The sequence below is a fragment of the uncultured Campylobacter sp. genome (assembly GCF_938017775.1).
Classification (GTDB): domain Bacteria; phylum Campylobacterota; class Campylobacteria; order Campylobacterales; family Campylobacteraceae; genus Campylobacter_B.
Genome location: NZ_CALIIU010000016.1, coordinates 1 through 26,050, shown reverse-complemented (window position 1 = coordinate 26,050; position 26,050 = coordinate 1). Strand labels below are relative to the sequence as shown.

Below are 26,050 nucleotides of genomic sequence, written 5' to 3'. Positions count from 1 at the left end.
TTAGAGATTTTAATTCGTTGTCGTCTAGTTTAGCGTTTTGGTTGGCATCTTGCCAGATTGCTAAGTTTTCATAGGCTAGCGTGTCTAGTTCATTTATCACTCCATCTTTGTTTTCATCGAATTCTTTTAGAGCTTCAAATCCGTTATTAGCCAAGCTTCCATCTCTTAGTAAAGTATGATTTCCAAATAGTTCGCTTCCGTTTGTTATGCTATTTGCGATTAGAGTTTTGTTGATGAGAATTCCGTCATTTTTATCTATCCAAGAGGTATTTTCTGCGAATTTGTTATTATCTAGGTCGAAGTATGTTTTACCGTTTTTTCTTGATATTGTTTTTATGCCGTCGCCGTTTAAATCAATCACAATCGGTGAGGTTTTGGTTGAAGCAGGAGTCGTATCCGGGAAGGTATCGTTTGGACTCTCGTCTTCGTCGTCATCAAAATCTAAAATGCCGCTTTCAAAATCGTCTAAGCAACTAATGCAAAACCCAGAAACAGTAATCCAAAATATTAAAATAATCAAATAGTGTAAAATTAAAGGAAACCCAGAATAATCCCGCAAAACTAGTGGCTCTTTGTCGTAGTCCCTAGCCCCTTCTTTCCTTAGCGTAGCACCGGCTTTAAATTTGTCCAAATCGAGCTCTTTATAAATAGAATTTCAAAGTGTTTTATATGCTCCCAAATAGGGCGGTAGCACGCAAGTGCGGCGGATAGTAGATTACCCGCCGCAGTACAGCTCGAAAATCTGCAGTCTACAAAATACATAGCTTACAACATTATACCGCGCTATCGGCTCATAAAATTGCAGCTTAAAAAACCGCGCTTGCGCTGCCAGTCTATAAAATCATACTCTGTAAAGCATAAAAAACCGCGGCGTCTCGCTAACTCGTAAAATTTAGCTCACCAAAATCGCGCCGCGCCGCGGGCTGATAAAATCATGGCTCGCGCAAACGCAGCGCCGGCTCGCAAAAGCAGATCCGCGGCTTGCAAAATCAAGCCGCAGCATTCAAAAGCGAGCTTAAGCTTTTGGAATTCTGATCTTCTGTCCCGGGTAGATGAGGTTTGCGTCCTTGATAACTTCGCGGTTGGCGTCGAAAATAATCTTGTATTTGTTCGCGTCGCCGTAGAATTTCTTCGCGATTTTAGATAGGTTGTCGCCCTTTACGATGGTGTAGTAGTTCTCGGCGCTATCCTCTCTAATGCCCTCGATCTGCACGTTTTTGATGCCTGCGGTGTTGCCCGCGATGAGGGCTGCTTTTTCGAGAGTTTCCTTATCGGCGTTACCGCTGATTTTGACGGTGTCGCCCTGTACCTCGACCTCTAGCCCCTCTACCGGCGTCGAGCTGAGATTGGTGGCGATCTCGTCTTTTACGTGCTTGGCGTCATCGCCTAGACCTAGTAGTTTCTTGCCTGCTTCGGCTACGAATGAAAGTAAACCCATTGTTTTCTCCTTTGGTTAAAGTGGCGAAATTTTATCTTAAATTTACCAACGATCAGCTTAGGCACATATCCTTACGGCTCCGACCTAGCCCAATGATGCGACCTATGGCGCTCACTCTATGCTGACGGGGCAGGTTCTTGGACCATCATCGCCGCGCCCATCGATTCATGTTTGCAGCGTATGAATTATCAGCGCTGCGACTACGCTAGATTTTTAGTCAGTAAATTTCTAGCGATCACGGCACATACGATGCTAAAAACGACGACCGAATATGAGTTGAGATTTAGCCCGCAAAATCCTGCGCTTAGGGCAAAGGCGCAAAGCGGCGCGTTTAGATTGATCGCTAAAAATGCAGCCCCTCCGCAAACCCCCGCTGCGCTTAGGCTAATCGGTAGAATTTCGCCGATCGCAAATCCAACGCATAGCCCCAAAACTGCGCCCAGCGCGAAACTCGGCGTTAGCGTGCCGCCATATCCGCCGCAGCGAAAGATCATCAAAATGCAAAACGCTTTGCAAAGCAAGATCGCAAGCAAATATGGGCTAAAGGATACGGAGTTGAAAGCAAACTGCGCTGCCGAGCGCCCGTTACCTAAAATTTCTGGTACGTATGCGCCGATCGCCGCGGTAAGTAAAAACGCAAGCGGTAGTGTAAGCGCGATTTTAAGGCTTTTTATGCGCAGCTTTTCGCACAAGCGTACCCCGTCTTGAAAGTATTTTGCCGCGACCCCCGTGACAAGCCCGATTAGCGCCGCTGCGAGTAAATTCTGCGGGGTAGGAGCGAAGTTTGAAACCGCGTAATAAATTTCTTTTGAAGCTCCAAATTCCGCTGTAGCTGTAGCCACCGCGCTTGTGGCAAAAGCGCACAAAATCGCTCGAGTATCAAAGCTTTTAAGCAAAATTTCTAGGCTAAAAAGCGCGCCCGCTAACGGGACGTTATATGCAGCGCCTAGTCCCGCTCCAGCGCCGCATGCGATAAATAGCCGAAGCTCATCTCCGCCGATATTTAAGGCGCGGCAAATTTTAGCTGCAAACAAGCCACCTAGCTCGCGCGGAGCAGCCTCGCTGCCTACCGGTGCGCCCAGAGCGATGGCTACTAGCTGCAAAACCGAGTGGATTAAATTTTGCCAAAACGGCGGATTTTGCCTATCCATCATCGAAGCTACGTTTAAAAAAGGCTTTAGTCTTATTAGCAGAATTCTAATTATAGTTACGATTGCGCCGGCTGCGAGGACGCTAAGAAAGCGCCTAAGCGCAGTGGTTTGCTCCGTGATAATGTGAAATTCCTCATCATTATGTCCGAAAGCAAAAGTTTCAATTTCGTTGATGCCGAAGTTTAAGAGCCCTGCGCAAAGCCCCATTATAACGCCTATCGCAAGGATCGCTAGAAAGAATTTAGTACTCAAAATATGCCTTTTTGAAACGCATAATTATATAAAATTTTAGCTTTAAAAAATCCTTACCGTGCATATAAAAGCAGCTAAAACGCGAGTAAAATTTAAATAATTGCTAGGAATTTATATCGTCTCTGTAAGTAAAATTTTGCGCGAAATTCTATGAAGCTTAGGCAGGTTCGGAATCTTATTTACGTTAATCGCGCGAGTAAAATTTACGTAGATTTTATATCGCGCGTAGAAAATTTAGCAAAATTTCGCATCGCGCGGGAGGATAAAATTCTTTTTGAAATTTCTTGCCGCGAAGGCAGGCGAAATTCTACGTAAAATTTAAATCTATCCGAGCGGGTAAAATTTTAAATTGAGTAAGCGAGAAAATTTTGCAGAGGACGCATGGGATTTCGCGCAGAATTCTAATTTGCGAAAGAGGGCAAAATTCAGCGTAGAATCCAATTCGCATAAGCGGATAAAACCTCGCGTTAAATTCTAAGCCGCGAGGCTAAGCAAAATTATGCGCGGAATTTTAATTTGCATGAGTCATAGGAATTTTATACCCGCGAATAAATTCGCTTAGGATTTTGCTATTTTTTCCAAATATCGTCGTTTTTGCCGGCCGCGGGCGCGCTTAGCTTTTTATCCAGAGCCGAAATTTTATCCGCGAGCTTTTGCGCGCCGTCAAAAATTTCATCTTTTTTCGGAAGCCCGAAGTGAAATTTCGAGCCTACGCTGTCACCGATGCTTGCAAGTAGCGATTTGGGCGCGTTTGCGATCGCGTCTTTAAAGATCGCCGCATCGATTCCGAGCTCGGCTAGGCCTTTTAACGCCCGCGCAGAGCCGATAAACATCGCGATCTTGGCGTCGAAAAGATAATCATTGGCTAGCTTTTGCACATGCGCGGCGGATTTTTTATCCACGACGATGAAGCGCGCGCCTGCGCCGTTTGCGAGTAAAATTTCATTTATATCGTTCGTAATAACGCTAAATTTTTTCTGCGCCTTTTGCGCTGCGGCGATGAGCTTGTCGTTAAATTTAAAGAGCAGATTGTCGTATTTGAAAACTTCGTCGCCGTTTTTGATGAGATACAGCGGCTCGTAGGGCACGAGCGCGTGGCCTAGGATGATCATTTGCCGCCCCTTAGTTTGGCTTCGCAGGATTTGCAAAGGCGCTTTTTGTCGCGCAGAGCAAGCTCGTCGTTGCTAAAGTACGTCCCGCACTCGTCGCACGCCAAAAGCTCGGTCGCATCGTCCTTTTTCTTTATGCGAAATCTAGGCACTATCAAAAAATATATGAGCGCCGCGATAACGGCGACGGCTAGAATTTTTCCCATTATTTCACCCCTTTGATCACTAAAAATTTTCTATTTTTCAAAGCGTTTTCGCCGCTAAAAATTTCGCAGCGTGCGCTCGTAAATTCCTTGCGGAATTCCTCCGCTTCCGCCTCTGCGCCCGAGCCTTTGTAGAGCAAAAACGTCGTGTTTTGATCGTAAAAGCCGCGGCAAATTTCGACTAAACTTCGCGCGCTCATCAGCGCTCGGGAGCTTATCAGATCGGCGCGCAGCTTTGCGCCGTCTTGCACGCGCTCGGCGTGGATTTTTACGTTAGCTAGAGCAAGGCTAACCTTCGCGTAGGTTAGAAACGCCGCTTTTTTTTGATTTGGCTCAAACAGATGCCACTCGCACAGCGGCAGCGCGAGCGCCAAAAATAGCCCGGGAAAGCCCGCTCCCGAGCCGATATCGCACGCGATGCGCGGATAGCGCGGTATGAAATTCGCTCCGCTTAGGCTGTCGCGCACCACCGCGTCCAAATCATCGTAATTCGTGAGGCTATGGACGCGGTTAAATTTTTGCAGACAGGCTTTAAATTTAGCGACCTGCTCGTTAAAGCTCTCGCCCGGCGCAAGCTTCACAGCAGATGCCCCATCTGCTCTTTTTTTACGCGTAGATAGTTTTCGTTAAATTTATTCGGCGTGATGATTATCGGCACGCGCGCGACCACTTCGACTTTTAGATCGTGCAGCTTTTGCGGATTGTTCGTAAGCAGATTTATGCGCGAAATTCCAAAATGAGCGAGTATGAAATCTACGATCTCATAGGTGCGCTCATCGGCCTTAAAGCCTAGCTGATGGTTTGCTTCGATCGTATCGAGGCCTTGATCTTGTAGCGCGTAGGCGTTGATTTTATTAAAAAGCCCGATATTGCGCCCCTCTTGACGCAGATAGATCACCATGCCGCCGCGTGCTTCGATATATTTTAAGCTCGCTTCGAGTTGGTCGCGGCAGTCGCACTTTAGGCTACCGATCGCATCGCCGGTAAGGCACTCCGAGTGGATACGCACATTTACGACATCCGCGAAAGGCTGCTTAAATATCGCTAAATGCTCCTTGTTCCCTTGCTTAAACGACTGAACGCGAAAGCTTCCGAAGCGGGAGGGGAGATTTGCGACCTCTGAAATTTTTATATCCATGCTTAAATTTACTCCGATTGTGATATTATAAATCTTACAATTCTAGCTAAAAAAGGAAAAATAATGTTTAAACGATTTAGACGCCTACGAATAAACCCCGCGCTTAGGGATCTGGTGCGACAAACCGATCTGCAAACCCGCTTTCTAATCTATCCGCTTTTTGTGGTGGAAGGAAGCGGTATCAAAAAGGAGATCGCCTCGATGCCCGGCGTATTTCAGATGAGCGTGGATGAAATTTTAAAAGAGTGCGAGGCTCTTTTGGCGCTCGGGTTGGATAAAATTTTACTTTTCGGAATTCCTTCGCTAAAGGACAGCATCGGCTCGGACGCGCTAAGCGAGGACGGCATCATCGCGACTTCGCTGCGCGCGATAAAGGCTAAATTTCCAAATTTGCTCGTCGTCACCGATCTGTGCTTTTGCGAATACACCGACCACGGGCACTGCGGCATCATCGATCATGTGCATCAGACGGTGGATAACGACGCGACGCTTGAAATTTCGGCGCAGCAGGCGCTCATCCACGCCAAAGCGGGCGCGGATATGATCGCGCCTAGCGGCATGATGGACGGCATTATCGCTACTTTGAGAGAGGCGCTCGATCACGGCGGATTTGAAAATTTACCGATTATGGCGTATTCGAGCAAGTTTGCCAGCGGCTACTACGGGCCGTTTCGCGACGTGGCGGAGAGCGCGCCAAGTTTTGGCGACCGCAGCAGCTACCAGATGGATCCCGCAAATAGATTTGAGGCGATCAACGAAAGCCTGCAAGACGAGGCGCAGGGAGCGGATATCTTGATGATAAAGCCCGCGCTTGCGTATCTGGATCTAATCAGAGATCTGCGGGAGCGCACGCTACTACCGATTTGCGCGTATAACGTAAGCGGCGAATACGCGCTTTTGCAGGCGGGTAAAAAAGCGGGCGTGATCGACTATGAGCGCGTGATGATGGAGACAATGATAGGCATAAGGCGCGCGGGTGCTGATATGATCATCACCTATCACGCCAAAGAGATCGCGGAAATTTTAAATTCGCGCAAGTAAAATTTTAAGAATTTTAAAATTCTACGGCAGCGACGGGACTTGGTTTTTGAAATTTACTTCGCGGCACGTAGCGTAAATTTAAAATTTTAAAGCCGAATAAAACGCTACGTAAGCGAAAACAGTGTAAAATTTAACCAAAAAGGAGCGATATGAGGCACTTTCTTACGTTAAACGATTTTAGCAAAGACGAGATAATCGAGATTTTAAATTTAGCGTTTGAGATTAAAAAAGAAGCTAAAGCGCGAAATTTTAAGCCGTATTTGAAAGATCAAAAATTAGCGATGATATTTGAAAAAAGCTCGACTAGGACGCGCGTTAGCTTTGACGTAGGGATGAACGAGCTCGGCGGACACGCGCTGTTTTTAAGCAGCCGCGACATTCAACTCGGGCGAGGTGAGCCGATCAAAGACACCGCGCGCGTGATTTCGCGAATGTGCGATCTAATCATGGCGCGCGTAAATCGTCACGAGACGCTAATAGAGCTTGCGGAATTTAGCCGCGTGCCGGTAATAAACGGGCTAAGCGATAAATTTCATCCCGTGCAGTTGATGGCTGATCTAATGACGATCGTGGAGTGCGGCACTTCAATTTCAAAGATAAAAACCGCGTACGTGGGCGACGGCAACAATATGACGCACTCGTGGCTGATGCTTGCCAGCAAGCTTGGCTTTGAGCTGCGAGTAGCGACGCCCGTGGGCTACGAGGCTGATCCGCAGATACTGGCGCAGGCGCGGCAAAATGCCGAAATTTCAGGCGCTAAAATTTTAATAACGAACGATATAAAAGAAGCCGTAGCGGGCGCAAACGTCGTGACGACCGATACTTGGGTCTCGATGGGGCAAGAAGGCGAAAAGGAGCAAAGAATTCGCGATTTCGCGGGCTTTTGCGTGGATGAAAGCTTAATGGCTCTAGCAGGTAGCGGCGCGATCTTTTTGCACTGCCTGCCGGCGTACCGCGGATATGAGGTGAGCGAGGCCGTATTTGAAGCGCACGCGGATGAAATTTTTGCAGAGGCGGAAAATCGCCTGCACGCGCAAAAGGGCGTTATGGTCTGGCTGGATCAAAAAAGATAAATTTTAGGAGAACGCATGGAAGAAAAAGATAAGGCGCTAAAAAAGATCGACAAAGCGAGCGAATTTTTCGGGCTGGATAGCTCGAAAAGGACGGTTTTTGAAATTTTGCAGGGCGAAGACAACGAGAAAAAACTCACTCTAAAAAGCGGCTCGTGGAGCGACGAGGAGCCGTGGTTCGGCATCGACGAAAATAACGAAGTGCACACGATGATCTCGATAAAATCGCTTGCAAATCTCATCGCCGCGACCAAAAACGCGATGCAGGAAAATTTTAATCTCAAGCTTGAGCGCTCGATTTTGCAGCATACGCCGGTAGATTTCGGCGACGCGTGGATCGTGTGTATGGACGAGATCAGAAGGCTAACGGGCGCAAATCCGAATGCAAAAAGATTAAGCTTAGACGTCGATGCCGTCGTTTCGCGCGTAAAAAGCCTGCATCCGAACCTTTTTATCGACATCGAAGAGCTTATCAAAACCAAGGCGGGCGGCCGTGAATAGCATAGACTTCGACGCTTACGCGAAATTTTCGCGTCCCGGACCCCGCTACACGAGCTATCCGACCGCTTTGGAATTTAGCGAGAACTTTAGCTACGACAGATATCTGAACGAGCTGAAAAATCAGAAAAGCTCCACGCCGCTGTCGCTTTACTTTCACATGCCGTTTTGCCGCTCCGCCTGTTATTTTTGCGGCTGTAACGTAATTTACACGGGCAAGCGCGACAAGATGGATCGCTATTTGGACTATATCGAGCGCGAAATGCAAATTTTAAGCAGCGTCGTGGACGGTTCGCGCCAGGTCGTGCAGATGCACTTCGGCGGCGGTACGCCTACATATTTTAGCGCCGAACAGCTCGCGCGCCACATAAAAAATATCAAAAAATATTTTACAAATTTTAGCTCTGAAGCCGAGATCAGCTGTGAGATCGATCCGCGATTTTTAAACGCCGAGCAGCTTGACGTGCTCGTTTCAAACGGCTTTAACCGCATCAGTTACGGCGTGCAGGACTTTGATGAGCGCGTGCAAAAGGAGATCCACCGCATCCAGCCTTTCGAGCTTACGAGGGACGTCATAGCCATGGCGCGCGAGAGGGGGATAAAATCGATAAATATGGATCTGATCTACGGCCTTCCGTATCAGAGCCTAGCTAGCTTTAAGCGCACGCTGGAGCTTGCGCTTTCGCTTGATCCGGACCGCTTTGCGATCTTTAACTACGCGCACGTGCCGTGGATCAAAAAATCTATGCGTAAATTTGACGAAACGACCTTGCCGGAGCCTAAAGTGAAGCTTGAAATTTTAAAATTTACGCACGATTTTTTGAGCGCGAACGGATATGAGATGATCGGTATGGATCACTACTCAAAGCCCGCGGACGAGCTTCATGCCGCGCTTAAAAACGGCTCACTACACCGCAATTTCCAGGGCTATACGACCAAGGGCGGCGCCGATCTGATCGGCATCGGGCTAACCAGCATTGGCGAAGGTGTGCGCCACTACGCGCAAAATTTCAAGGATATGGACGCGTATGAAGCCGCGATCGATACGGGCAGGCTGCCGTATTGCAGGGGCATTTTGCTAAATGAAGAGGATCTGCTGCGCAAAGAGGTGATTATGGGGCTGATGAGTAATTTTTGCGTCGATATAGAGGCGATCGAGGAGAAATTTAAGATAAAATTTTTCGAGCATTTTAGCGCGAGCCTAAAGCAGCTTGAGGCGCTAAAGGATTTCGTACAAGTCTCGCCGCATAGAATTTCGGTAACGCCTACCGGCATGCTTTTGATCCGTAATATCGCGATGTGCTTTGATGAGTATATGGTTAAAAATTTGGGCGAGAAGCGCTTTTCTAAAACCGTTTAAGCGGCGCGGCTATGAGTAGGGCAAAGCTTGGAGCGTTCGATTTTGCGGCACTTAGCGAGCGCTGCGTAAAATGTGGTAAATGTATCCAAGTCTGCACGGTTCATGGCATTAACGGCGATGAAGTAACGAGCCCGCGCGGATTTGTGGATCTTTTGGGCGCTTACGGCAGGAATGAGCTAAAGCTTGATAAAAACGCTAAGAAAATTTTTGAAAGCTGCTTTTTATGCACCAACTGCGTAGATATTTGCGGCGAGTCTTTGCCCATAGATACGGCAATCGAGAATGTTCGCGCGCGCATTGCGGAAAAATTTGGCATCGCGTGGTACAAAAAAGCTGCGTTTTGGCTGCTCGGGCACCGCAAAGCGCTGGATCTAGCAGCAGCGCTTGGATACGTGTTTCTTAGCTGTGGCTTTAAGATGCGAAAAGATACGCAAAGCTCTATGTCGCCTAGATTTGACTTGCCACTACTTAAAAAAGAGCGCTTGCTGCCTGCTCCTGCGAAAAAAAGCTTTATGAACTCTCACGCAGAATTTATCGACAACGGCGGCGAAAAAACTATTGGAATTTTTATAGGCTGCATGGCAAACTACGCTTACACGGGCGTAGGCGAGGCGATTTTACATATCGCGCGAGCACTAAAGCTAAACGTAAATTTGATGAAGGAACAAGCCTGTTGCGGCGCTCCTGCGTATTTTACGGGAGATTTTGCGGCGGTTGAACGCGTGGCAAAATTTAATATAGCATATTTCGAAAAAGTCCTGCCTGCTCTTGATGCGATTATAGTGCCCGAGGCTACGTGCTCTGCAATGCTGCGGGTGGATTACGCGAATTTTTTTGAAAATGAGCCGCAATGGAAAGCCCGTGCGCAAAAGCTTGCGAGTAAAATTTTTATGGCGAGCGAATACTTTTATAAATTTACAAACTTAAGTGATCTTTTGATGCGCCGCGGCAAAAGGGCTTTAGCGATTACTTATCACGATCCGTGCCATGCCCGCAAAATGCAGGGTATTTGGAAAGAACCGCGCGGCTTGCTCGCTCAAAACTACGAAATAACCGAGATGGATGAGCCTAATAAATGCTGCGGATTTGGCGGCGTGACGATGCAAACCGAGCGCTACGAGCTCGCGCGCGCAGTGGGATTGGCTAAGGCGCGTGCAATGGCGGATCTACCCGTGCGCGTAGTCTCTGCCGAGTGCAGCGCGTGCAGGATGCAGCTAAATAACTCGCTTTCTTTAAATGGCTCGCAGATGAGGTGCGTAAATCCGCTGGAGCTCATCGCTGAAGCGCTTGTGAGCGAGGAAAATTCCAATGGATAAAATTTAACATTTGTGAAATTCCTGCATTTCGTTAGCTTTTTACTCAATTCACATCCTGGGACAAAATTCCGTGCTTTTGAAATTTTGGTTTTTAAAAATTATGATTAAATTTTATCATTAACTTGTAAAGGTTGCGGTTTGCGTCTTTGAGCTTTTGGACAAAGCAGCCTGAAGCGGTGCACGGGGGGGGCAAGCCCACAGGTTTTGCTCTACGGCGGGGTTGAGTAATGTGATTTTAAATACTAAAATTTTGTAGTTTATAATTTTAGCTGAGGGATTTGCGCAAAATTTTAAGAAGTTGAATTGAGGGATGGATTTTGGCAGGAATTCTAATTTTATGTGGCATTATTTGAAATTCTATGGAATTTGCGGCTAATGGTTGGAATTTTGATTTATTGATTTGCGCGGATTTACTTGGCGCAGCAGGCTTAAAGCGCGAATTTTGAATTTCATAAAATTTTAAGTTAGTTACCTATGCTTCTTGCACTTCGCGGTTTCGACGTTGCGGCAAAATTTCTTTCAAAAATACCAAAGTATGCATAAAATATACTCACAATTTTTAGCACGAGATATTTGGCAAAAAGGCTAAGCTAGCGAGATCATGGATTTAAATTTAATTTTATTCTTGCTCTTTTGCGTCATCTTCAGAGTCCAGCTTTGCTTCTTCGATCAAGAGCCTGTTGGCTTCGGTAGCCTTTTTTATCTCGTTTAAGTTTTCTTCTATCTTATTTAAGCGCTTTTCAAGGGTATTTAGACGCTTTTCGGAGCGGGAGATAAAATAATAAATCAAATAAATCATAAAAACTATTATGATCCAAGGTACGATTTTCATATAAAATTCCTTAAAATTTAAAATTGCGCGCATTATAGCAGAAATTTTATGAAATTTTAAAATAGGCTGTTTTAGCCTTGACAATTGGGGATTTTTCGGTTATAATTGCCACTTCAATTTCAAAATGCTGGTGTAGCTCAGCTGGTAGAGCTACTGCCTTGTAAGCAGTGGGTCGGCGGTTCGATCCCGTCCACCAGCTCCATTTTTTGTAACAGTGTTTGACCAGATTTCATCAAAGGGTGAGATACTCAAGTGGCCAACGAGGGCAGACTGTAAATCTGCTGGCTTTGCCTTCCGTGGTTCGAATCCACGTCTCACCACCATGAATTTTTGATGCGGGATTAGCTCAGTTGGCTAGAGCATCAGCCTTCCAAGCTGAGGGTCGCGGGTTCGAGCCCCGTTTCCCGCTCCACCATTTAGGTTTACTGGGAGCTGTAAAACTTAACTGCTTTTATATGCTTACATAATCTAAATTTTGGTTGCATTGTTGGGTATTGGTAGCGATTTCTCTTTGCCTGAGTTTAGGCTCATATGGCTCAGAGGTAGAGCACTTCCTTGGTAAGGAAGAGGTCGCGGGTTCAAGTCCCGCTATGAGCTCCATAAAATAGAGTCGCTTAGTTTGTTGTGTAATCCACAAATCAATAACGGAGGATATGATGGCTAAAGAAAAATTTAATCGTAACAAGCCACACGTAAACATTGGTACCATCGGTCACGTTGACCATGGTAAGACTACTTTGACAGCTGCTATTTCTGCTGTTCTTTCCAGGAAGGGTCTAGCCGAGCTAAAGGACTACGACAATATCGATAACGCTCCAGAGGAAAAAGAGCGCGGTATTACTATCGCTACGTCTCACATCGAATATGAGACCGAGAAACGTCACTATGCTCACGTTGACTGCCCTGGTCACGCCGACTACGTAAAAAATATGATTACCGGCGCGGCTCAGATGGACGGAGCTATTTTAGTTGTTTCCGCTGCAGACGGTCCTATGCCTCAAACTCGCGAGCACATCTTACTTTCTCGCCAGGTAGGAGTTCCATACATTGTAGTTTTCTTAAATAAAACCGACATGGTTGACGATCCGGATCTTTTAGAGCTAGTCGAAGAGGAAGTTAGAGATCTTTTAAAAGAGTATAAATTCCCTGGCGACGAGACTCCGATCATTAAAGGTTCTGCGCTTAAGGCTCTTGAAGAGGCTAAAGCAGGACAAGATGGTGAGTGGTCTGCAAAGATTATGGAGCTTATGGACGCGGTTGATAGCTATATTCCAACCCCTGTTCGCGATACTGATAAAGATTTCCTTCTTCCGATCGAAGATATTTTCTCGATTTCCGGTCGCGGTACCGTTGTAACCGGTAGAATCGAAAAAGGTATCGTTAAAGTTGGTGATACTATCGAGATCGTAGGTATTAAACCTACTCAGACTACTACCGTTACCGGTGTTGAGATGTTTAGAAAAGAGATGGATCAAGGTGAAGCCGGCGATAACGTAGGTGTTTTATTACGCGGTACTAAGAAAGAGGAAGTAGAGCGCGGTATGGTTCTATGTAAACCAAAATCGATCACTCCTCATACTAAATTTGAGGGCGAGGTTTATATCCTAACTAAAGAAGAGGGCGGACGCCATACTCCATTCTTTAATAATTATAGGCCGCAGTTTTACGTTCGTACGACAGATGTTACCGGTTCGATTACCCTTCCTGAGGGAACCGAGATGGTAATGCCTGGCGATAATGTTAAGATTACCGTTGAGCTAATCGCTCCGATTGCTCTTGAGCAAGGTACTCGCTTCGCTATTCGCGAAGGCGGTCACACCGTAGGCTCAGGCGTAGTTTCGAAAATCATCGCTTAATTTTTTGCAAGTGGAATTTTAAAATTCCACTTGCTTTTTTATTCAAGGAAACCAAATGGCAAAGAATTCAAGTAGAGTAAAGGTCGGATTGAAATGCTCCGAAAGTGGCGATATCAACTATACTACTTATAAAAATAGCAAAACTACGACCGAAAAACTAGAACTTAAAAAATATTGCCCTAGATTAAAAAAGCACACGCTTCATAAAGAAGTAAAGTTAAAAGGCTAATTGTTTATAGGGCAATAGCTCCAACGGTAGAGCGCCGGATTCCAAATCCGATGGTTGGGGGTTCGAATCCCTCTTGCCCTGCCACGAGGATTGGGTATGGAAAAAGTAAAAGAGTATTATAAACAAGCAAAAGTAGAGTTAGATAAGGTAATTTTCCCGACTAAAGATCAAACTAAAACAGCATATATCTCTGTAGTCGTCGTAGTCGTAGTTATCGCACTGTTTTTAGCGTTAGTGGATCTTATTATGTCCGCTTTGATAACGGCCTAAGTAAGGATCGCAATATGGCAAATAAATGGTATGCGATACAAACTTACGCCGGCAGCGAGATGGCGGTAAAGCGCGCGATAGAAGCGCTAAAGCAAGATGAAGCGCTTGAGGCTAAGATTGGCGAAGTGCTAGTGCCTACCGAAGATGTTATAGAGGTCAAAAATACAAAGCAAACCATTAAAGAGCGTAGTTTATATCCAGGGTATTGTTTTGCAAATTTAGATCTGGATACCACTTTATGGCATAGAATTCAGATGCTGCCTAAGGTCAGTCGCTTTATCGGCGAGGCGAAAAAGCCATCTCCGCTACCGGAAAAGGATATCGAAATAATTCTAGAAAAGATTAATAATCGCGAGGCTCCTAAGCCCAAGATTAATTTTGATGAAGGCGAGACGGTTAGGATCGTCGATGGACCTTTTGCTAATTTCAACGGCATCGTAGAAGAGTATGATATGATACATGGCAAGCTTCGCCTCAATGTTTCGATCTTCGGACGAAGCACGCCGATTGAAATTTCATACTCGCAAGTTGAAAAGATTATTTAAATTTTATAAGGAGTAAATTTATGGCTAAGAAAGTTGTTGGCGAAATCAAGCTGCAAATAGCGGCCGCAAAAGCAAATCCAAGCCCGCCAGTAGGTCCTGCATTAGGACAAAAGGGCGTTAATATTATGGAATTTTGCAAAGCGTTTAACGAGCGAACCAAAGATATGGCGGGCTTTAATATTCCGGTCATTATCACGGTTTATGCCGATAAAAGCTTTACTTTCATCACTAAACAACCGCCTGCGACGGATTTGATCAAAAAAGCGGCGAAGATAGATAAGGGTTCGGACAATCCTCTTAAAAAGAAGGTAGCATCCTTAACTAAGGCTCAAGTTTTAGAGATCGTCGAGAAAAAGATCGCCGATCTGAATACCAAAGATAGAGAGCAGGCCGCTAGGATTATAACGGGTTCGGCTCGTTCTATGGGTATTACGGTCACTGACTAGACCTTTTGACCGCTAAGGTTTAAAAAAGCGGTAGCACTTTAATTGCGGAGAAATATATGCCAAAAAATTCAAAAAGATTCAACGAACTTTTAAAAAAAGTTGACGTAAATAAAATTTATAGTGTAGACGAAGCGGTAAGTACGGTAAAAACTCTAGCTTCTGCTAAATTTGATGAGACGGTGGAGATCGCTCTTAAACTAAACGTAGATCCAAGACATGCCGATCAGATGGTGCGCGGCTCGGTCGTTTTACCTGCCGGTACGGGTAAGAGTGTTCGAGTAGCCGTGATTGCAAAGGACGCAAAAGCTAGCGAGGCTAGCGAAGCGGGTGCCGATATCGTGGGCGCCGATGATCTAATCGAAGAGATTCAAAAGGGAAATATAAATTTTGACGTTCTTATCGCCACTCCAAATTTAATGGGACTAGTCGGTAAGGTAGGTCGTATTCTTGGTCCAAAAGGCGTTATGCCGAACCCTAAAACCGGTACCGTTACTATGGATGTCGCTCAGGCCGTTAAAAATGCTAAGGGTGGACAGGTAAATTTCCGCGTCGATAAGCAGGGAAATATCCACGCAGGCCTTGGCAAGGCTAGCTTTAGCAAAGAGCAGATTTTAGACAATCTTACGACGTTTATTAAAACCATAAATAAGCATAAGCCAGCGACTGCGAAGGGTAGATACGTAACTCATGCATCGCTTTCACTTACTATGAGCCCTGCAGTTACACTGGATAATCAAGAAATAATCGATTTAAAATAAAATTTTAAATTTTTATCTTAGATTGGAGATAGCTCAAGGTTTTTAACTTAATTGATCGAAATTTCAAAATTTCGATCGCTTGGCTTGAAATCACCGATCGGAAAGGAGACCTAATGACGAGAGACGAAAAATCAAAGATAGTAGCGGAGCTTGGTGAGGCTTTCAAGGCTAGCGAAGCTATAGTAATTTCCGATTTTAAAGGCCTTAGCGTTAAGCAGCTTGAAGATCTTAGAAATAGCGCGCGCGAAGCGGGCGTAAAAGTTCGGGTTATTAAAAACACCCTAGCTAATATCGCATTAAAAAATGCCGAAAAAAACGGACTTAGCTTTAAAGATACCAATATCTTCTTATGGGGCGAGCAGCTTTCTGTATGTAAAGTAGCGGCTAAATTTGAAGAGAAAAATGAAATTTTTAAGCTTAAGACCGCTCATATCGATGGGGAAGTAGCCGGCATAGATAAGGTTAGAGCGCTTTCGAAGATGCCTTCGAGAGACGAGCTTATCGCGATGCTGCTTCAAGTATGGAATGCGCCGATTCAAAATTTTACGATCGGCCTCAATGCGCTTAAGCAGAAAAAAGAAGCTAGCGCTTAATTAAAATTTAGGAGAATAAAATGGCAATTTCAAAAGAAGATGTTTTAGAGTATATCTCTAATCTTTCGGTGCTAGAGCTTAGCGAGTTAGTTAAAGAATTCGAAGAAAAATTTGGCGTAAGCGCAGCCCCGGTTATGGTAGCAGGCGGCGCAGGTGCTGGTGGCGCAGGTGCGGCAGCGGCTGAAGAAAAAACGGAATTCGATGTCGTATTGCTTGATGCAGGTGATAAGAAAATCAACGTAATTAAGGTTGTTCGTGCCTTAACAGGTCTTGGTTTAAAAGAGGCCAAAGACGCTACCGAGGCTACTCCGTCCGTTCTTAAAGAGGGACTTAACAAAGAAGACGCCGAGAAGGCTAAAAAAGAGCTTGAAGAAGCAGGCGCTAAAGTCGAACTCAAATAAATCGCGAAATTTTAAAATTTCGCATACAAATGTGTGCCGGTGCGTCGCATCGGCACTTCTTTCTTTAAAATACAACTACGAGGTAGTGGAATGTTAAACAGCCTATATTCAGGAAATCGTCTTAGGGTGGATTTTTCAAAGGTTCCCAAAGACATCGAAATTCCGAATTTATTACAACTACAAAAGAAAAGTTTTGATCATTTTTTAAATCTTGATAACTCGGGTGGAGAAAGCGGCATAGAGAAGGTTTTCAAAGCCATTTTTCCTATCCACGATGCACAGAATAGACTAAGTATCGAGTATGTAAGCAGCGAAATTTCAAAGCCAAAGTATTCGATTAGAGAATGCATGGAAAGAGGGCTTACTTATTCGGTAAATTTAAAGATGAAGCTCCGTTTGCTAGTACATGAGCGCGATGAAAAGACGGGCAAAAAAATCGGCGTAAAAGAGATCAAAGAGCAAGATATATTTATTCGCGACATTCCTCTAATGACCGATAGAATTTCATTTATCATTAACGGCGTAGAGCGTGTCGTCGTAAATCAGCTGCACAGAAGCCCGGGCGTAATCTTCAAAGAGGAAGAGAGTCCAACCGTTTTAAATAAACTAATCTACACCGCTCAAATAATACCGGATCGCGGCAGCTGGCTATACTTTGAATACGACGTAAAAGACGTACTATACGTGCGCATAAATAAAAGGCGCAAGGTTCCGATCACGATCCTATTTCGCGCACTCGGCTACAAAAAACAAGACATTATAAAATTATTTTATCCTATTAAGACGATCTATATTAAAAAAGGAAAATTCCTGACCGATTTCGATCCGAAAGAATACGCGGGCAGGCTCGATTACGACATTATAAACGAAAAGGGCGAGGTGCTTCATCAAGCAAGCAAGCGCCTAACATCCAAAAAAGCGGAGAAGTTAGCGGAGGACGGACTAAAGCTAATCGAATATCCGGCTGAAATTTTAGCCGAGCGCTACCTAGCCGACGCCATCGTCGATAAAAACAGCGGCGAAGTGCTTTTTGATTCGCTAACCGCGCTTGATGAGGGCAAGCTAGCCAAGATCGCTAACACTGAGAAAAAATTTACGATCGCCAACGACCTAGCTAGCGGCGTAGATACTTCGATCATAAATTCCTTCATCCAAGATGCCGACGCGCTTAAACTCTTACAGCAAAGCGAGGGCATAGACGATGAGAACGATCTGGCAGCGATTAGAATTTACAAGGTTATGCGCCCGGGCGAGCCGGTGGTAAAAGAGGCGGCAAAGAGCTTCGTAAACGATCTGTTTTTCAACCCTGAGCGCTACGATCTGACCAAAGTCGGTCGTATGAAGATGAATCACAAGCTGGGTATCGAGGCGCCGGAGTACGTAACCGTACTAACCAGCGAGGATATTATCAAGACGGCGAAATATCTAATCAGGGTTAAAAACGGCGACGGCTTCATCGACGATCGCGATAATCTCGGCAATCGCCGCATCCGCTCGATCGGCGAGCTTTTGGCAAACGAGATGCATCTTGGCTTTATCAAAGTTCAAAAGGCGATCAAGGATAAATTTACCGGCATCAGCGGAAATTTAGACGAACTTATGCCGTATGATTTCGTAAATCCTAAAATCATCACCACTACGCTTATGGAATTTTTCACTGGCGGCCAGCTAAGCCAGTTTATGGATCAGACCAATCCGCTTAGCGAGGTCACGCATAAGCGCCGTCTATCTGCGCTGGGCGAGGGCGGTTTGGTTAAAGAGCGCGCCGGCTTTGAGGTGCGCGATGTCCATCCTACGCACTACGGTAGAATTTGCCCTATCGAGACGCCGGAGGGTCAAAACATCGGTCTGATCAATACCCTAGCGACCTATGCGAAGGTAAATGATCTAGGCTTCGTCGAGGCTCCGTATAAAAGAGTCGTAAACGGCAAGGTCACCGACGAGATCATATATCTTACCGCTACGCAAGAAGAGGGGCTCGTAATCGCTCCTGCGTCCGCTAAATTGGACGAAGAGGGCAATATTGTAGAAGAGCTTTTAGAGGTCAGAAAAGACGGTGAAAATATTATGGCTAAACGCGAGGATATTTCGCTGATAGACCTTTGCTCCGGTATGGTCGCGGGCGTAGCGGCGTCGCTGATTCCGTTTTTGGAACACGACGATGCTAACCGCGCCTTGATGGGCTCGAACATGCAGCGCCAAGCCGTGCCGCTTCTACACTCTACTGCTCCTATCGTTGGAACGGGCATGGAGGCGATCATCGCGCGCGATTCGTGGGAAGCGATCAAAGCCGGTCGCGAAGGCGTCGTAGAAAAGGTCGATAATAAAAATATATTTATTTTGGGCGAGGACGAGAAGGGGCCGTTTATCGATCACTACTCGATGGAGAAAAATTTACGCACTAACCAAAACACTACCTTTTCACAGCGCCCGATCGTACGCAAAGGCGACGTGATAAAGGCCGGCCAAATCATAGCCGACGGTCCTAGCATGGACGGCGGCGAGCTTGCGATCGGCAAAAACGCCCTTATAGCTTTCATGCCGTGGCACGGTTACAATTACGAGGACGCCGTCGTCATGAGCGAAAAGATGATCCGCGCCGACGAATACACCAGCGTGCATGTTTATGAAAAGGAGATCGAGGCTAGAGAGCTTAAAGACGGCGTGGAAGAGATCACGCGCGACATCCCTAATATCAAAGAGGAGGAGCTTACTCACCTCGATGATAGCGGTATCGTAAAGATCGGTACTCACATCAAACCTGGCATGATCCTAGTAGGCAAGGTAACTCCGAAGGGCGAGGTTAAACCTACGCCTGAAGAGAGGCTTTTGCGCGCGATCTTCGGCGAGAAGGCGGGGCATGTAGTAAATAAATCGCTCTACGCTACCGCTTCGATGGAAGGCGTGGTAATCGACGTTAAAATTTTTACCAAAAAGGGCTACGAGAAGGATCCGCGCACGAACAAAGCCTATGAGGATGAAAAAACCGAGCTCGAAAGGGAGCATCACGATAGGCTTTTGATGCTTGATCGCGAGGAGATGCTAAAGGTAGTGGCACTTCTTTCTAAAAGCGCTTTGCAAAGCGATCAAAGCCTCAATAAAAAAGATTATAAAAAGGGTGATAAGGTTAAAAAAGAGGAGCTTGAAAGCTCCAATCGCTTTACATTAAATTCCTTCGTCAAGGCTTATTCTAAAGCTGTTCAGAAGGAATACGAGGAGTTAAAAAATCACTTCCAAAACGAAAAGCGCAAGCTCAAAGAGGAACACGACGAAAAGATCGAAATTTTAGAAAAAGACGATATCTTGCCAAGCGGTGTCGTTAAGCTCGTAAAGGTCTATATCGCGACTAAGCGCAAGCTAAAAGTGGGCGATAAGATGGCTGGCCGCCACGGAAATAAGGGTATCGTTTCAAATATCGTCCCTGAGGTTGATATGCCGTATCTTCCTAGCGGACAGCGCGTGGATATCGTGCTAAATCCTCTCGGCGTTCCAAGCCGTATGAATATCGGTCAGATAATGGAGAGCCACTTAGGTCTTGTGGGTTGGCGCTTAGGCGAGCAGATCGCTAAAATTTTAGAGGAGAAAACGGACGAATGGTTAAAAACCCTTCGCGCTAAAATGATTGAGATTGCGGGCGTTTCCAAGCTAATGCAGGCTAAAAAAACGCTTGAGAAAATCAGCGACGAAGATCTTTTAAAATACGCTAGAGACTGGGCTAAGGGCGTTAGATTTTCCGCTCCGATATTCGAAGGTATCGTGCCGGAGGATTTCAAAAAGCTATTTGAGATGGCGGGCATCGATCAGGACGGTAAGACCGAGCTTTACGACGGTCGCACCGGCGAAAAGATCAAAGAGCGCGTAAACGTAGGCTGCATGTATTATCTCAAGCTGCACCACCTAGTCGACGAAAAGGTTCACGCAAGAAGCACCGGTCCTTACAGCCTAGTCACGCAGCAGCCCGTCGGCGGCAAGGCGCTATTCGGCGGTCAAAGATTTGGAGAGATGGAAGTTTGGGCTCTGGAGGCATACGGCGCGGCATACACGCTCCGCGAAATGCTAACGATCAAATCCGACGACGTCGACGGACGCTTGGCTGCATATAAAGCGCTGACAAAAGGCGAGAACGTTCCGTCTACCGGAATTCCTGAGACATTTTTTGTTTTAACAAACGAGCTTAAATCGCTTGCTCTAGACGTTGAAATTTACGAGAATGGAGAGAATAAATGAGCGATAATTCAAATTTAGAAAGAATAGAAATAAAAGAGGACGCCAGAGTTCACGACTTCGACGCGTTTGCTATTAGGCTTGCTAGCCCCGAGCAGATTAAAGCATGGAGCCACGGCGAGGTAAAAAAGCCGGAGACTATCAACTACCGCACGCTTAAGCCGGAGCGCGACGGGCTTTTTTGCGCTAAAATTTTCGGTCCCGTAAGGGATTATGAGTGCATCTGCGGCAAATATAAGAAGATGCGCTACAAAGGCTGGAAATGCGAAAAATGTGGCGTCGAGATCACGAGCTCGAAGGTTCGCCGCACTAGAATGGGGCATATCGAGCTGGTAACGCCGGTGGCGCATATTTGGTACGTAAATTCCTTGCCTAGCCGCATCGGTACGCTGCTAAACATCAAGATGAAAGATCTTGAGCGCGTGCTTTACTATGAGGCTTACATCGTAGAAAGCGCGGGCGAGGCATTTTACGACAACGAAAATTCTAAAAAGGTCGAGAAATACGACGTTTTAAACGAAGAGCAGTATCAGAGCCTAAAAGAGCGCTTTTCGCAGACAGGCTTCGTCGCCAAAATGGGTGGTCAGGTAATCCGCGATATGCTAGCTGAGCTTGATTTAGTTGAAATTTTAAATTCTTTGAAGGAGGAGATGGATAACACAAACTCCGAAGCGAAGAAAAAAACTATCGTCAAGCGTCTAAAGGTCGTCGAGAGCTTTTTAAATTCCGGCAATAAGCCGGAGTGGATGATGATTACGAATCTTCCCGTGCTGCCTGCCGATCTGCGCCCGCTTGTTAGTCTTGAGGGCGGTAAATTTGCGGTTTCGGACGTAAACGATCTGTATCGCCGCGTCATAAATCGAAATTCTAGGCTCAAAAGGCTGATGGAGCTCGATGCACCCGAGATCATCATCCGCAACGAAAAACGAATGCTTCAAGAGGCGGTGGATGCGCTTTTTGACAACGGACGTCGCGCTAACGCCGTAAAAGGCGCTAATAAGCGACCGCTTAAATCTCTAAGCGAGATCATTAAAGGTAAGCAAGGCCGCTTCCGTCAAAATTTGCTCGGCAAGCGCGTGGATTTTTCGGGTCGCTCCGTCATCGTCGTAGGTCCAAATTTACGCATGGATCAGTGCGGTCTGCCTAAGACGATGGCGCTTGAGTTATTCAAGCCGCATCTAATCGCTCGCCTTCAAGAGAAGGGCTATGCAACGACCGTTAAGCAGGCTAAAAAGATGATCGAAAATAGGATCAATGAAGTTTGGGAGTGCTTGGAGGAGGTCGTAAAGGATCACCCGGTTATGCTAAACCGTGCGCCGACGCTTCATAAGATGTCTATTCAGGCGTTTCATCCCGTGCTCGTCGAGGGAAAGGCTATCAGGCTGCATCCGCTAGTCTGCGCCGCATTCAACGCAGACTTCGACGGCGATCAGATGGCTGTGCATGTGCCGCTTAGCCAAGAGGCGATCGCGGAATGTAAAATTTTAATGCTTAGCTCGATGAATATCTTGCTTCCTGCTAGCGGAAAACCCGTCGCGGTGCCTAGCCAGGATATGGTTTTAGGAATTTATTATCTAAGCCTCGAAAATCCGGGTGCAAAAGGAACGAATAAAATTTTTGCAAACGTCGATGAAGTAATGCTTGCCGTGGAGGCAAACGCACTAGACATCCACGCCAAAATCAAAACGATGATCGATCGCCGCATTATCTTTACGACCGCGGGTCGCTTGATCATTAAATCGATCCTGCCTAGCTTTATTCCGGATCATCTTTGGAATAAGATCATGAAGAAAAAGGATATCGCCGAGCTTGTCGATTACGTCTATAAAAACGGCGGCCTTGAGATAAGCGCAGAATTTTTGGATAATCTTAAAAATTTAGGCTTTGAATCCGCTACTAAAGCGGGTGTATCGATCTCCGTTTCGGATATCATCGTGCCAAAGTCCAAAGCAGGTCTTGTAGAAGAGGCTAAAAAGCAGGTCAGAGAGGTTCAGAACCAATACGGCGCGGGCTTGCTAACTGACGGCGAGCGCTATAATAAAACGATCGACATCTGGACCAGCACTAGTAAGAAGCTAGCCGATGAGATGATGAAGATGATGGAGAAAGATAAGGACGGCTTTAACTCGATCTATATGATGGCCGATAGCGGCGCGCGAGGTAGCGCGGAGCAGATCAAGCAGCTAGCGGGCATGAGAGGCCTGATGAGTAAGCCGGACGGCTCGATCATCGAGACGCCGATCACTTCAAATTTTAGAGAGGGTCTAAACGTAAATGAGTATTTCATCTCGACCCACGGCGCGCGTAAAGGTCTTGCCGATACAGCGCTAAAGACCGCAAATGCGGGATATCTAACGCGAAAGCTGATCGACGTCGCACAAAACGTCAGAGTTACGATGCACGACTGCGGCACGCACGAGGGCATCGAGGTTACCGAGATTGTAGAGAACGGAACGCAAATAGAAAGCCTAGCCGATAGGATTATGGGTAGGGTGCTAAGCTCGGATGTGATTGATCCGGTATCGAATGAAATTTTATTTACTGAAGGCACGCTTCTAGGCGTTAATGAGGTACGCACCATAGTTGATGCCGGCATCAAATCCGTAAGCATCCGTACGCCTATTACTTGCAAGGCTGAAAAAGGGGTTTGCGCGAAGTGCTATGGCGTAAATTTAGGCGAGGGTAAGCTGGTAAAACCGGGTGAAGCGGTCGGTATCATATCGGCGCAATCAATCGGCGAGCCAGGCACGCAGCTTACGCTACGAACCTTCCACGCTGGCGGTACCGCATCTACCGAGCAGCAAGATCGCCAAGTAATCGCCGATAAAGAGGGCTTTATTAGATATTACAACGTCAAAACCTACGAAAACGGCGGCAAAAATATCGTGATGAACCGCAGAAACGCCGCGGTGCTTTTGGTCGAGCCTAAGATCAAAGCTCCGATTACCGGCAAGGTAAGCATTGATATAACCCACGACGACGTAAATATCACGCTAAAGGGCAAGAAAGAAGAATTTAAATATTCGATCCGACGCCACGATCTAGCCAAGCCTACCGAGCTTGCGGGCGTAAGCGGTAAAGTTGAGGGGAAATTCTACATCGTATTTAAAGACGGCGAAACCGTTGGAGAAAATGATAGTTTAGTAGAGGTTATAAAAGAAGACTGGAATATCCCTACTCGAATTCCGTTTGCCAGCGAACTTCGCGTCAAAGACGGCGAGCCGGTAACTCAAAAGATCAAAGCGGGAGCAAATGGTACGCTTAAGTATTTCATCCTAAAGGGCGATTATTTAGAGAGACTAAGAGATATCAAAAAAGGTCATGTCGTAAGCGAGAAGGGTATGTACGTAGTCATCTCCGATGAAAACGGCAGAGAGGCGATCCGTCACTATATACCACGCGAATCTGTCATTACCTATGATGATAATAGCGTCGTAAAAAGCGAAGATCTTATCGCCAAGCCTAAAAAAGATGATCGATTGATCATCGCCGAGTGGGATCCGTATTCTATCCCGGTGGCTGCAGAGTGCGAGGGCAAGATCAGCTTCGAGGATATCGAGCCGGGATACACCGCTACGGAGCAATATGACGAGACTACCGGCCAAAGCCGTTTGGTTATCAACGAATACCTACCGCAGGGCGTCAAACCGGCTATCATCGTAACCCCTAGCAAGGGCGAGCCTATCAAATACAACCTAGGGCCGAAGACCGCGATTTTTACGAATAAAGGCGATCAGGTAGCGATTGCGGATATTTTGGCTAGAACGCCGAAAGCTGCTGCAAAATCAAAAGATATCACCGGCGGTTTGCCGCGCGTATCGGAGCTATTTGAGGCGCGCCGTCCGAAAAATACCGCGATTATCGCGGACATCGACGGCACCGTTCGCTTCGATAAGGCGTTGCGTGCAAAAGAGCGCATTGTAATCGAGGGCGAGGACGGAACAAGCGCCGAGTATCTAATCGATAAGAGCCGCCAGATCCAAGTGCGAAACGGTGAGTTCGTCCACGCAGGCGAGAAGCTTACCGACGGAGTTATCAGCTCGCACGACGTGCTTAGAATTTTAGGCGAAAAGGCGCTGCATTATTATCTAATAAGCGAAATTCAACAGGTTTACCGCTCTCAAGGCGTCGTCATCAGCGATAAGCATATCGAGATTATCGTATCTCAGATGCTCCGCCAGGTCCGAATCGTCGATAGCGGCGATACTCAGCTAATCGTCGGCGATCTGATTAGCCGCCGCAGATTTAGAGAAGAAAACGAGCGCATTATGAAAATTGGTGGCGAGCCTGCGATTGCAGAGTCCGTGCTACTGGGCGTAACTCGTGCGGCCGTCGGAAGCGATAGCGTCATTTCGGCAGCGTCTTTCCAAGAGACTACGAAGGTTCTAACCGAAGCTAGTATCGCGGGTAAATTTGACCGATTAGAGGACTTGAAAGAAAACGTAATTTTAGGTCGCATAATTCCGGTCGGAACCGGTCTGTATAAAGACAAGGAAGTTAAACTTAAAAAATAATTTAGGGTAAAAAGCCCTAAATTTAAAGGATGAAACATGAATATGATCAACATAAATTTCGGTCTATTGTTTATCAGGTTGGGGCTTGGAGTTTGTCTTTTAATGCACGGAATTTTTAAGCTTACTCACGGTATAGACGGCGTAAAATCGATGCTGGTAGCCAGAGGAATTCCGGATTTAGTGGCTTACGGCGCATACGTAGGCGAAGTGCTGGCGCCCGCGATGATAATCATAGGCGTATTTTGCCGCATAGGCGCTCTGCTTGTGATCGCAAACGTGCTCATGATAATATACGTCCTGCATACTCCGTTGGGTGCGCTTACTGGAGTGGGCGGATTTGAGCTGGAAATCGTATATCTGTATCTCTCTGCCGCGATCTGCCTAGTAATCTGCGGCGGCGGGGAGTTTGTGCTGATTAGAGATTAAAATTTAGTTAAATTTACGTTTCTGTAAGTTTAAACAAAGTATAATCCAAATCTTTTTGAATAAATTTTTGTGAAAGGAAAGATGTGCCAACCATAAATCAATTGGTCAGAAAAGAGCGCAAGAAGATTACCGAGAAATCGAAATCCCCCGCGCTAAAGAATTGCCCTCAACGAAGAGGAGTTTGCACTAAGGTCTACACCACGACCCCTAAAAAGCCAAACTCAGCGCTTCGTAAAGTTGCCAAAGTAAGGCTTACTAGCGGATTTGAAGTCATCAGCTATATCGGTGGTGAAGGTCACAATCTACAAGAGCACTCCATCGTGCTAGTTCGCGGCGGTAAGGGTGACTATGGTTACAATGCTCGCAAGGATGTTTATGAG

At 46.2% G+C, this 26,050-nt stretch carries 24 protein-coding genes, 5 tRNA genes and 1 pseudogene; 22 read left to right on the top strand and 8 right to left on the bottom strand.

From position 1 onward, the window contains the following. From Q0537_RS03020 to ribA, 7 genes and pseudogenes are all read right to left on the bottom strand, one after another. Positions 1–631, bottom strand: a pseudogene (locus Q0537_RS03020) (hypothetical protein); the annotation flags it as partial. A gap of 384 nt (positions 632–1,015) precedes the next feature. Then, positions 1,016–1,438: a peptidoglycan-binding protein LysM gene (gene lysM / locus Q0537_RS03015; RefSeq protein WP_291939442.1), complete on the bottom strand. Its 423-nt coding sequence runs from the start codon at positions 1,436–1,438 to the stop codon at positions 1,016–1,018. A gap of 200 nt (positions 1,439–1,638) precedes the next feature. Next, positions 1,639–2,841 carry a chloride channel protein gene (locus tag Q0537_RS03010; RefSeq protein WP_299224983.1) on the bottom strand — a complete coding sequence of 401 codons (1,203 nt, stop codon included), beginning with the start codon at positions 2,839–2,841 and terminating at the stop codon, positions 1,639–1,641. A 569-nt stretch (positions 2,842–3,410) separates the two neighbouring features. Continuing rightward, complete coding sequence (locus tag Q0537_RS03005; protein WP_299224982.1) at positions 3,411–3,953, bottom strand: hypothetical protein; 543 nt, start codon at positions 3,951–3,953, stop codon at positions 3,411–3,413. Further along, positions 3,950–4,156, bottom strand: coding sequence for a hypothetical protein (locus tag Q0537_RS03000; RefSeq protein WP_295153197.1), 207 nt, complete (start codon positions 4,154–4,156; stop codon positions 3,950–3,952). Before Q0537_RS03000 ends, Q0537_RS03005 begins: the two co-directional genes overlap by 4 nt. Continuing rightward, a complete protein-coding gene (gene rsmG / locus Q0537_RS02995; protein ID WP_299224980.1) occupies positions 4,156–4,734 on the bottom strand; it encodes a 16S rRNA (guanine(527)-N(7))-methyltransferase RsmG in 579 nt (192 codons plus the stop codon). The genes Q0537_RS03000 and rsmG overlap by 1 nt, the downstream gene beginning before the upstream one ends. Beyond that, the gene (gene ribA, locus Q0537_RS02990; protein WP_299224978.1) at positions 4,731–5,291 is read right to left on the bottom strand and encodes a GTP cyclohydrolase II; all 561 of its coding nucleotides are present in this window, start codon (positions 5,289–5,291) and stop codon (positions 4,731–4,733) included. The genes rsmG and ribA overlap by 4 nt, the downstream gene beginning before the upstream one ends. A gap of 63 nt (positions 5,292–5,354) precedes the next feature. On the opposite strand from ribA, the gene hemB reads away from it, so the two are divergent. The 5 genes from hemB to Q0537_RS02965 all read left to right on the top strand — a co-directional run bounded on the left by hemB (position 5,355) and on the right by Q0537_RS02965 (position 10,576). After that, a complete protein-coding gene (gene hemB, locus Q0537_RS02985) occupies positions 5,355–6,332 on the top strand; it encodes a porphobilinogen synthase (RefSeq protein WP_299224976.1) in 978 nt (325 codons plus the stop codon). 149 nt (positions 6,333–6,481) lie between these two features. Beyond that, positions 6,482–7,405, top strand: a complete 924-nt coding sequence (gene argF / locus Q0537_RS02980; RefSeq protein WP_299224974.1) for an ornithine carbamoyltransferase — start codon at positions 6,482–6,484, stop codon at positions 7,403–7,405. Between the two features lie 15 nt (positions 7,406–7,420). Further along, positions 7,421–7,903, top strand: coding sequence for a DUF2603 domain-containing protein (locus tag Q0537_RS02975; protein WP_299224972.1), 483 nt, complete (start codon positions 7,421–7,423; stop codon positions 7,901–7,903). Next, a complete protein-coding gene (gene hemN, locus Q0537_RS02970) occupies positions 7,896–9,260 on the top strand; it encodes an oxygen-independent coproporphyrinogen III oxidase (RefSeq protein ID WP_299224970.1) in 1,365 nt (454 codons plus the stop codon). Before Q0537_RS02975 ends, hemN begins: the two co-directional genes overlap by 8 nt. 11 nt (positions 9,261–9,271) lie before the next feature. Beyond that, entirely contained in the window at positions 9,272–10,576 is a 1,305-nt protein-coding gene (locus Q0537_RS02965; RefSeq protein WP_299224968.1) for a (Fe-S)-binding protein, read from the top strand. A 619-nt stretch (positions 10,577–11,195) separates the two neighbouring features. On the opposite strand, the gene Q0537_RS02960 is transcribed toward Q0537_RS02965, so the two are convergent. After that, positions 11,196–11,408: a hypothetical protein gene (locus Q0537_RS02960; protein ID WP_298958867.1), complete on the bottom strand. Its 213-nt coding sequence runs from the start codon at positions 11,406–11,408 to the stop codon at positions 11,196–11,198. Between the two features lie 126 nt (positions 11,409–11,534). Here Q0537_RS02960 and Q0537_RS02955 point away from each other — a divergent pair. The 17 genes from Q0537_RS02955 to rpsL all read left to right on the top strand — a co-directional run. Beyond that, a tRNA-Thr gene (locus Q0537_RS02955) sits at positions 11,535–11,610 on the top strand. A 36-nt stretch (positions 11,611–11,646) separates the two neighbouring features. Beyond that, a tRNA-Tyr gene (locus Q0537_RS02950) sits at positions 11,647–11,731 on the top strand. 12 nt (positions 11,732–11,743) lie between these two features. Next, positions 11,744–11,820 (top strand) — tRNA-Gly (locus tag Q0537_RS02945). A gap of 113 nt (positions 11,821–11,933) precedes the next feature. Further along, positions 11,934–12,008, top strand: a tRNA-Thr gene (locus Q0537_RS02940). Positions 12,009–12,064: 56 nt separating this feature from the next. After that, positions 12,065–13,264 (top strand): elongation factor Tu, encoded by a 1,200-nt coding sequence (tuf, locus tag Q0537_RS02935; RefSeq protein WP_040304280.1) that lies wholly within the window; start codon positions 12,065–12,067, stop codon positions 13,262–13,264. A gap of 55 nt (positions 13,265–13,319) precedes the next feature. Beyond that, on the top strand, positions 13,320–13,493 hold the full coding sequence (gene rpmG / locus Q0537_RS02930) for a 50S ribosomal protein L33 (protein WP_005872634.1): 174 nt from the start codon (positions 13,320–13,322) through the stop codon (positions 13,491–13,493). 8 nt (positions 13,494–13,501) lie between these two features. Then, positions 13,502–13,577, top strand: a tRNA-Trp gene (locus Q0537_RS02925). Positions 13,578–13,589: 12 nt separating this feature from the next. Further along, positions 13,590–13,763, top strand: a complete 174-nt coding sequence (gene secE / locus Q0537_RS02920; RefSeq protein ID WP_005872632.1) for a preprotein translocase subunit SecE — start codon at positions 13,590–13,592, stop codon at positions 13,761–13,763. A 14-nt stretch (positions 13,764–13,777) separates the two neighbouring features. After that, on the top strand, positions 13,778–14,308 hold the full coding sequence (gene nusG / locus Q0537_RS02915; RefSeq protein WP_291939405.1) for a transcription termination/antitermination protein NusG: 531 nt from the start codon (positions 13,778–13,780) through the stop codon (positions 14,306–14,308). Positions 14,309–14,328: 20 nt separating this feature from the next. Next, positions 14,329–14,754, top strand: a complete 426-nt coding sequence (gene rplK / locus Q0537_RS02910; RefSeq protein ID WP_299224966.1) for a 50S ribosomal protein L11 — start codon at positions 14,329–14,331, stop codon at positions 14,752–14,754. Positions 14,755–14,810: 56 nt separating this feature from the next. Then, positions 14,811–15,512, top strand: a complete 702-nt coding sequence (rplA, locus tag Q0537_RS02905; RefSeq protein WP_177386844.1) for a 50S ribosomal protein L1 — start codon at positions 14,811–14,813, stop codon at positions 15,510–15,512. A gap of 113 nt (positions 15,513–15,625) precedes the next feature. Then, complete coding sequence (rplJ, locus tag Q0537_RS02900) at positions 15,626–16,105, top strand: 50S ribosomal protein L10 (RefSeq protein ID WP_291939396.1); 480 nt, start codon at positions 15,626–15,628, stop codon at positions 16,103–16,105. Positions 16,106–16,125: 20 nt separating this feature from the next. Further along, positions 16,126–16,506 carry a 50S ribosomal protein L7/L12 gene (gene rplL, locus Q0537_RS02895; RefSeq protein WP_177386842.1) on the top strand — a complete coding sequence of 127 codons (381 nt, stop codon included), beginning with the start codon at positions 16,126–16,128 and terminating at the stop codon, positions 16,504–16,506. A 90-nt stretch (positions 16,507–16,596) separates the two neighbouring features. Continuing rightward, entirely contained in the window at positions 16,597–20,733 is a 4,137-nt protein-coding gene (gene rpoB, locus Q0537_RS02890) for a DNA-directed RNA polymerase subunit beta (protein WP_299224964.1), read from the top strand. Next, positions 20,730–25,244 (top strand): DNA-directed RNA polymerase subunit beta', encoded by a 4,515-nt coding sequence (rpoC, locus tag Q0537_RS02885; protein WP_299224962.1) that lies wholly within the window; start codon positions 20,730–20,732, stop codon positions 25,242–25,244. The genes rpoB and rpoC overlap by 4 nt, the downstream gene beginning before the upstream one ends. A 36-nt stretch (positions 25,245–25,280) precedes the next feature. Then, positions 25,281–25,670 (top strand): DoxX family protein, encoded by a 390-nt coding sequence (locus Q0537_RS02880; protein ID WP_297902891.1) that lies wholly within the window; start codon positions 25,281–25,283, stop codon positions 25,668–25,670. A gap of 83 nt (positions 25,671–25,753) precedes the next feature. Further along, positions 25,754–26,050: 30S ribosomal protein S12 (gene rpsL / locus Q0537_RS02875; RefSeq protein WP_299224960.1), on the top strand; the 297-nt coding region annotated here is incomplete at its 3' end.

Bases quoted from the DNA above. Each gene is read 5' to 3' on its own strand.
- rpoB (WP_299224964.1), top strand. From the start codon at position 16,597: ATGTTAAACAGCCTATATTCAGGAAATCGTCTTAGGGTGGATTTTTCA.
- Q0537_RS03000 (WP_295153197.1), bottom strand. From the start codon at position 4,156: ATGGGAAAAATTCTAGCCGTCGCCGTTATCGCGGCGCTCATATATTTT.
- hemB (WP_299224976.1), top strand. From the start codon at position 5,355: ATGTTTAAACGATTTAGACGCCTACGAATAAACCCCGCGCTTAGGGAT.
- Q0537_RS02960 (WP_298958867.1), bottom strand. From the start codon at position 11,408: ATGAAAATCGTACCTTGGATCATAATAGTTTTTATGATTTATTTGATT.
- rplJ (WP_291939396.1), top strand. From the start codon at position 15,626: ATGACGAGAGACGAAAAATCAAAGATAGTAGCGGAGCTTGGTGAGGCT.
- Q0537_RS02965 (WP_299224968.1), top strand. From the start codon at position 9,272: ATGAGTAGGGCAAAGCTTGGAGCGTTCGATTTTGCGGCACTTAGCGAG.
- Q0537_RS02880 (WP_297902891.1), top strand. From the start codon at position 25,281: ATGAATATGATCAACATAAATTTCGGTCTATTGTTTATCAGGTTGGGG.
- rpmG (WP_005872634.1), top strand. From the start codon at position 13,320: ATGGCAAAGAATTCAAGTAGAGTAAAGGTCGGATTGAAATGCTCCGAA.
- rplL (WP_177386842.1), top strand. From the start codon at position 16,126: ATGGCAATTTCAAAAGAAGATGTTTTAGAGTATATCTCTAATCTTTCG.
- rplA (WP_177386844.1), top strand. From the start codon at position 14,811: ATGCCAAAAAATTCAAAAAGATTCAACGAACTTTTAAAAAAAGTTGAC.
- nusG (WP_291939405.1), top strand. From the start codon at position 13,778: ATGGCAAATAAATGGTATGCGATACAAACTTACGCCGGCAGCGAGATG.
- ribA (WP_299224978.1), bottom strand. From the start codon at position 5,291: ATGGATATAAAAATTTCAGAGGTCGCAAATCTCCCCTCCCGCTTCGGA.
- argF (WP_299224974.1), top strand. From the start codon at position 6,482: ATGAGGCACTTTCTTACGTTAAACGATTTTAGCAAAGACGAGATAATC.
- Q0537_RS03005 (WP_299224982.1), bottom strand. From the start codon at position 3,953: ATGATCATCCTAGGCCACGCGCTCGTGCCCTACGAGCCGCTGTATCTC.
- secE (WP_005872632.1), top strand. From the start codon at position 13,590: ATGGAAAAAGTAAAAGAGTATTATAAACAAGCAAAAGTAGAGTTAGAT.
- tuf (WP_040304280.1), top strand. From the start codon at position 12,065: ATGGCTAAAGAAAAATTTAATCGTAACAAGCCACACGTAAACATTGGT.
- Q0537_RS02975 (WP_299224972.1), top strand. From the start codon at position 7,421: ATGGAAGAAAAAGATAAGGCGCTAAAAAAGATCGACAAAGCGAGCGAA.
- rpoC (WP_299224962.1), top strand. From the start codon at position 20,730: ATGAGCGATAATTCAAATTTAGAAAGAATAGAAATAAAAGAGGACGCC.
- lysM (WP_291939442.1), bottom strand. From the start codon at position 1,438: ATGGGTTTACTTTCATTCGTAGCCGAAGCAGGCAAGAAACTACTAGGT.
- rplK (WP_299224966.1), top strand. From the start codon at position 14,329: ATGGCTAAGAAAGTTGTTGGCGAAATCAAGCTGCAAATAGCGGCCGCA.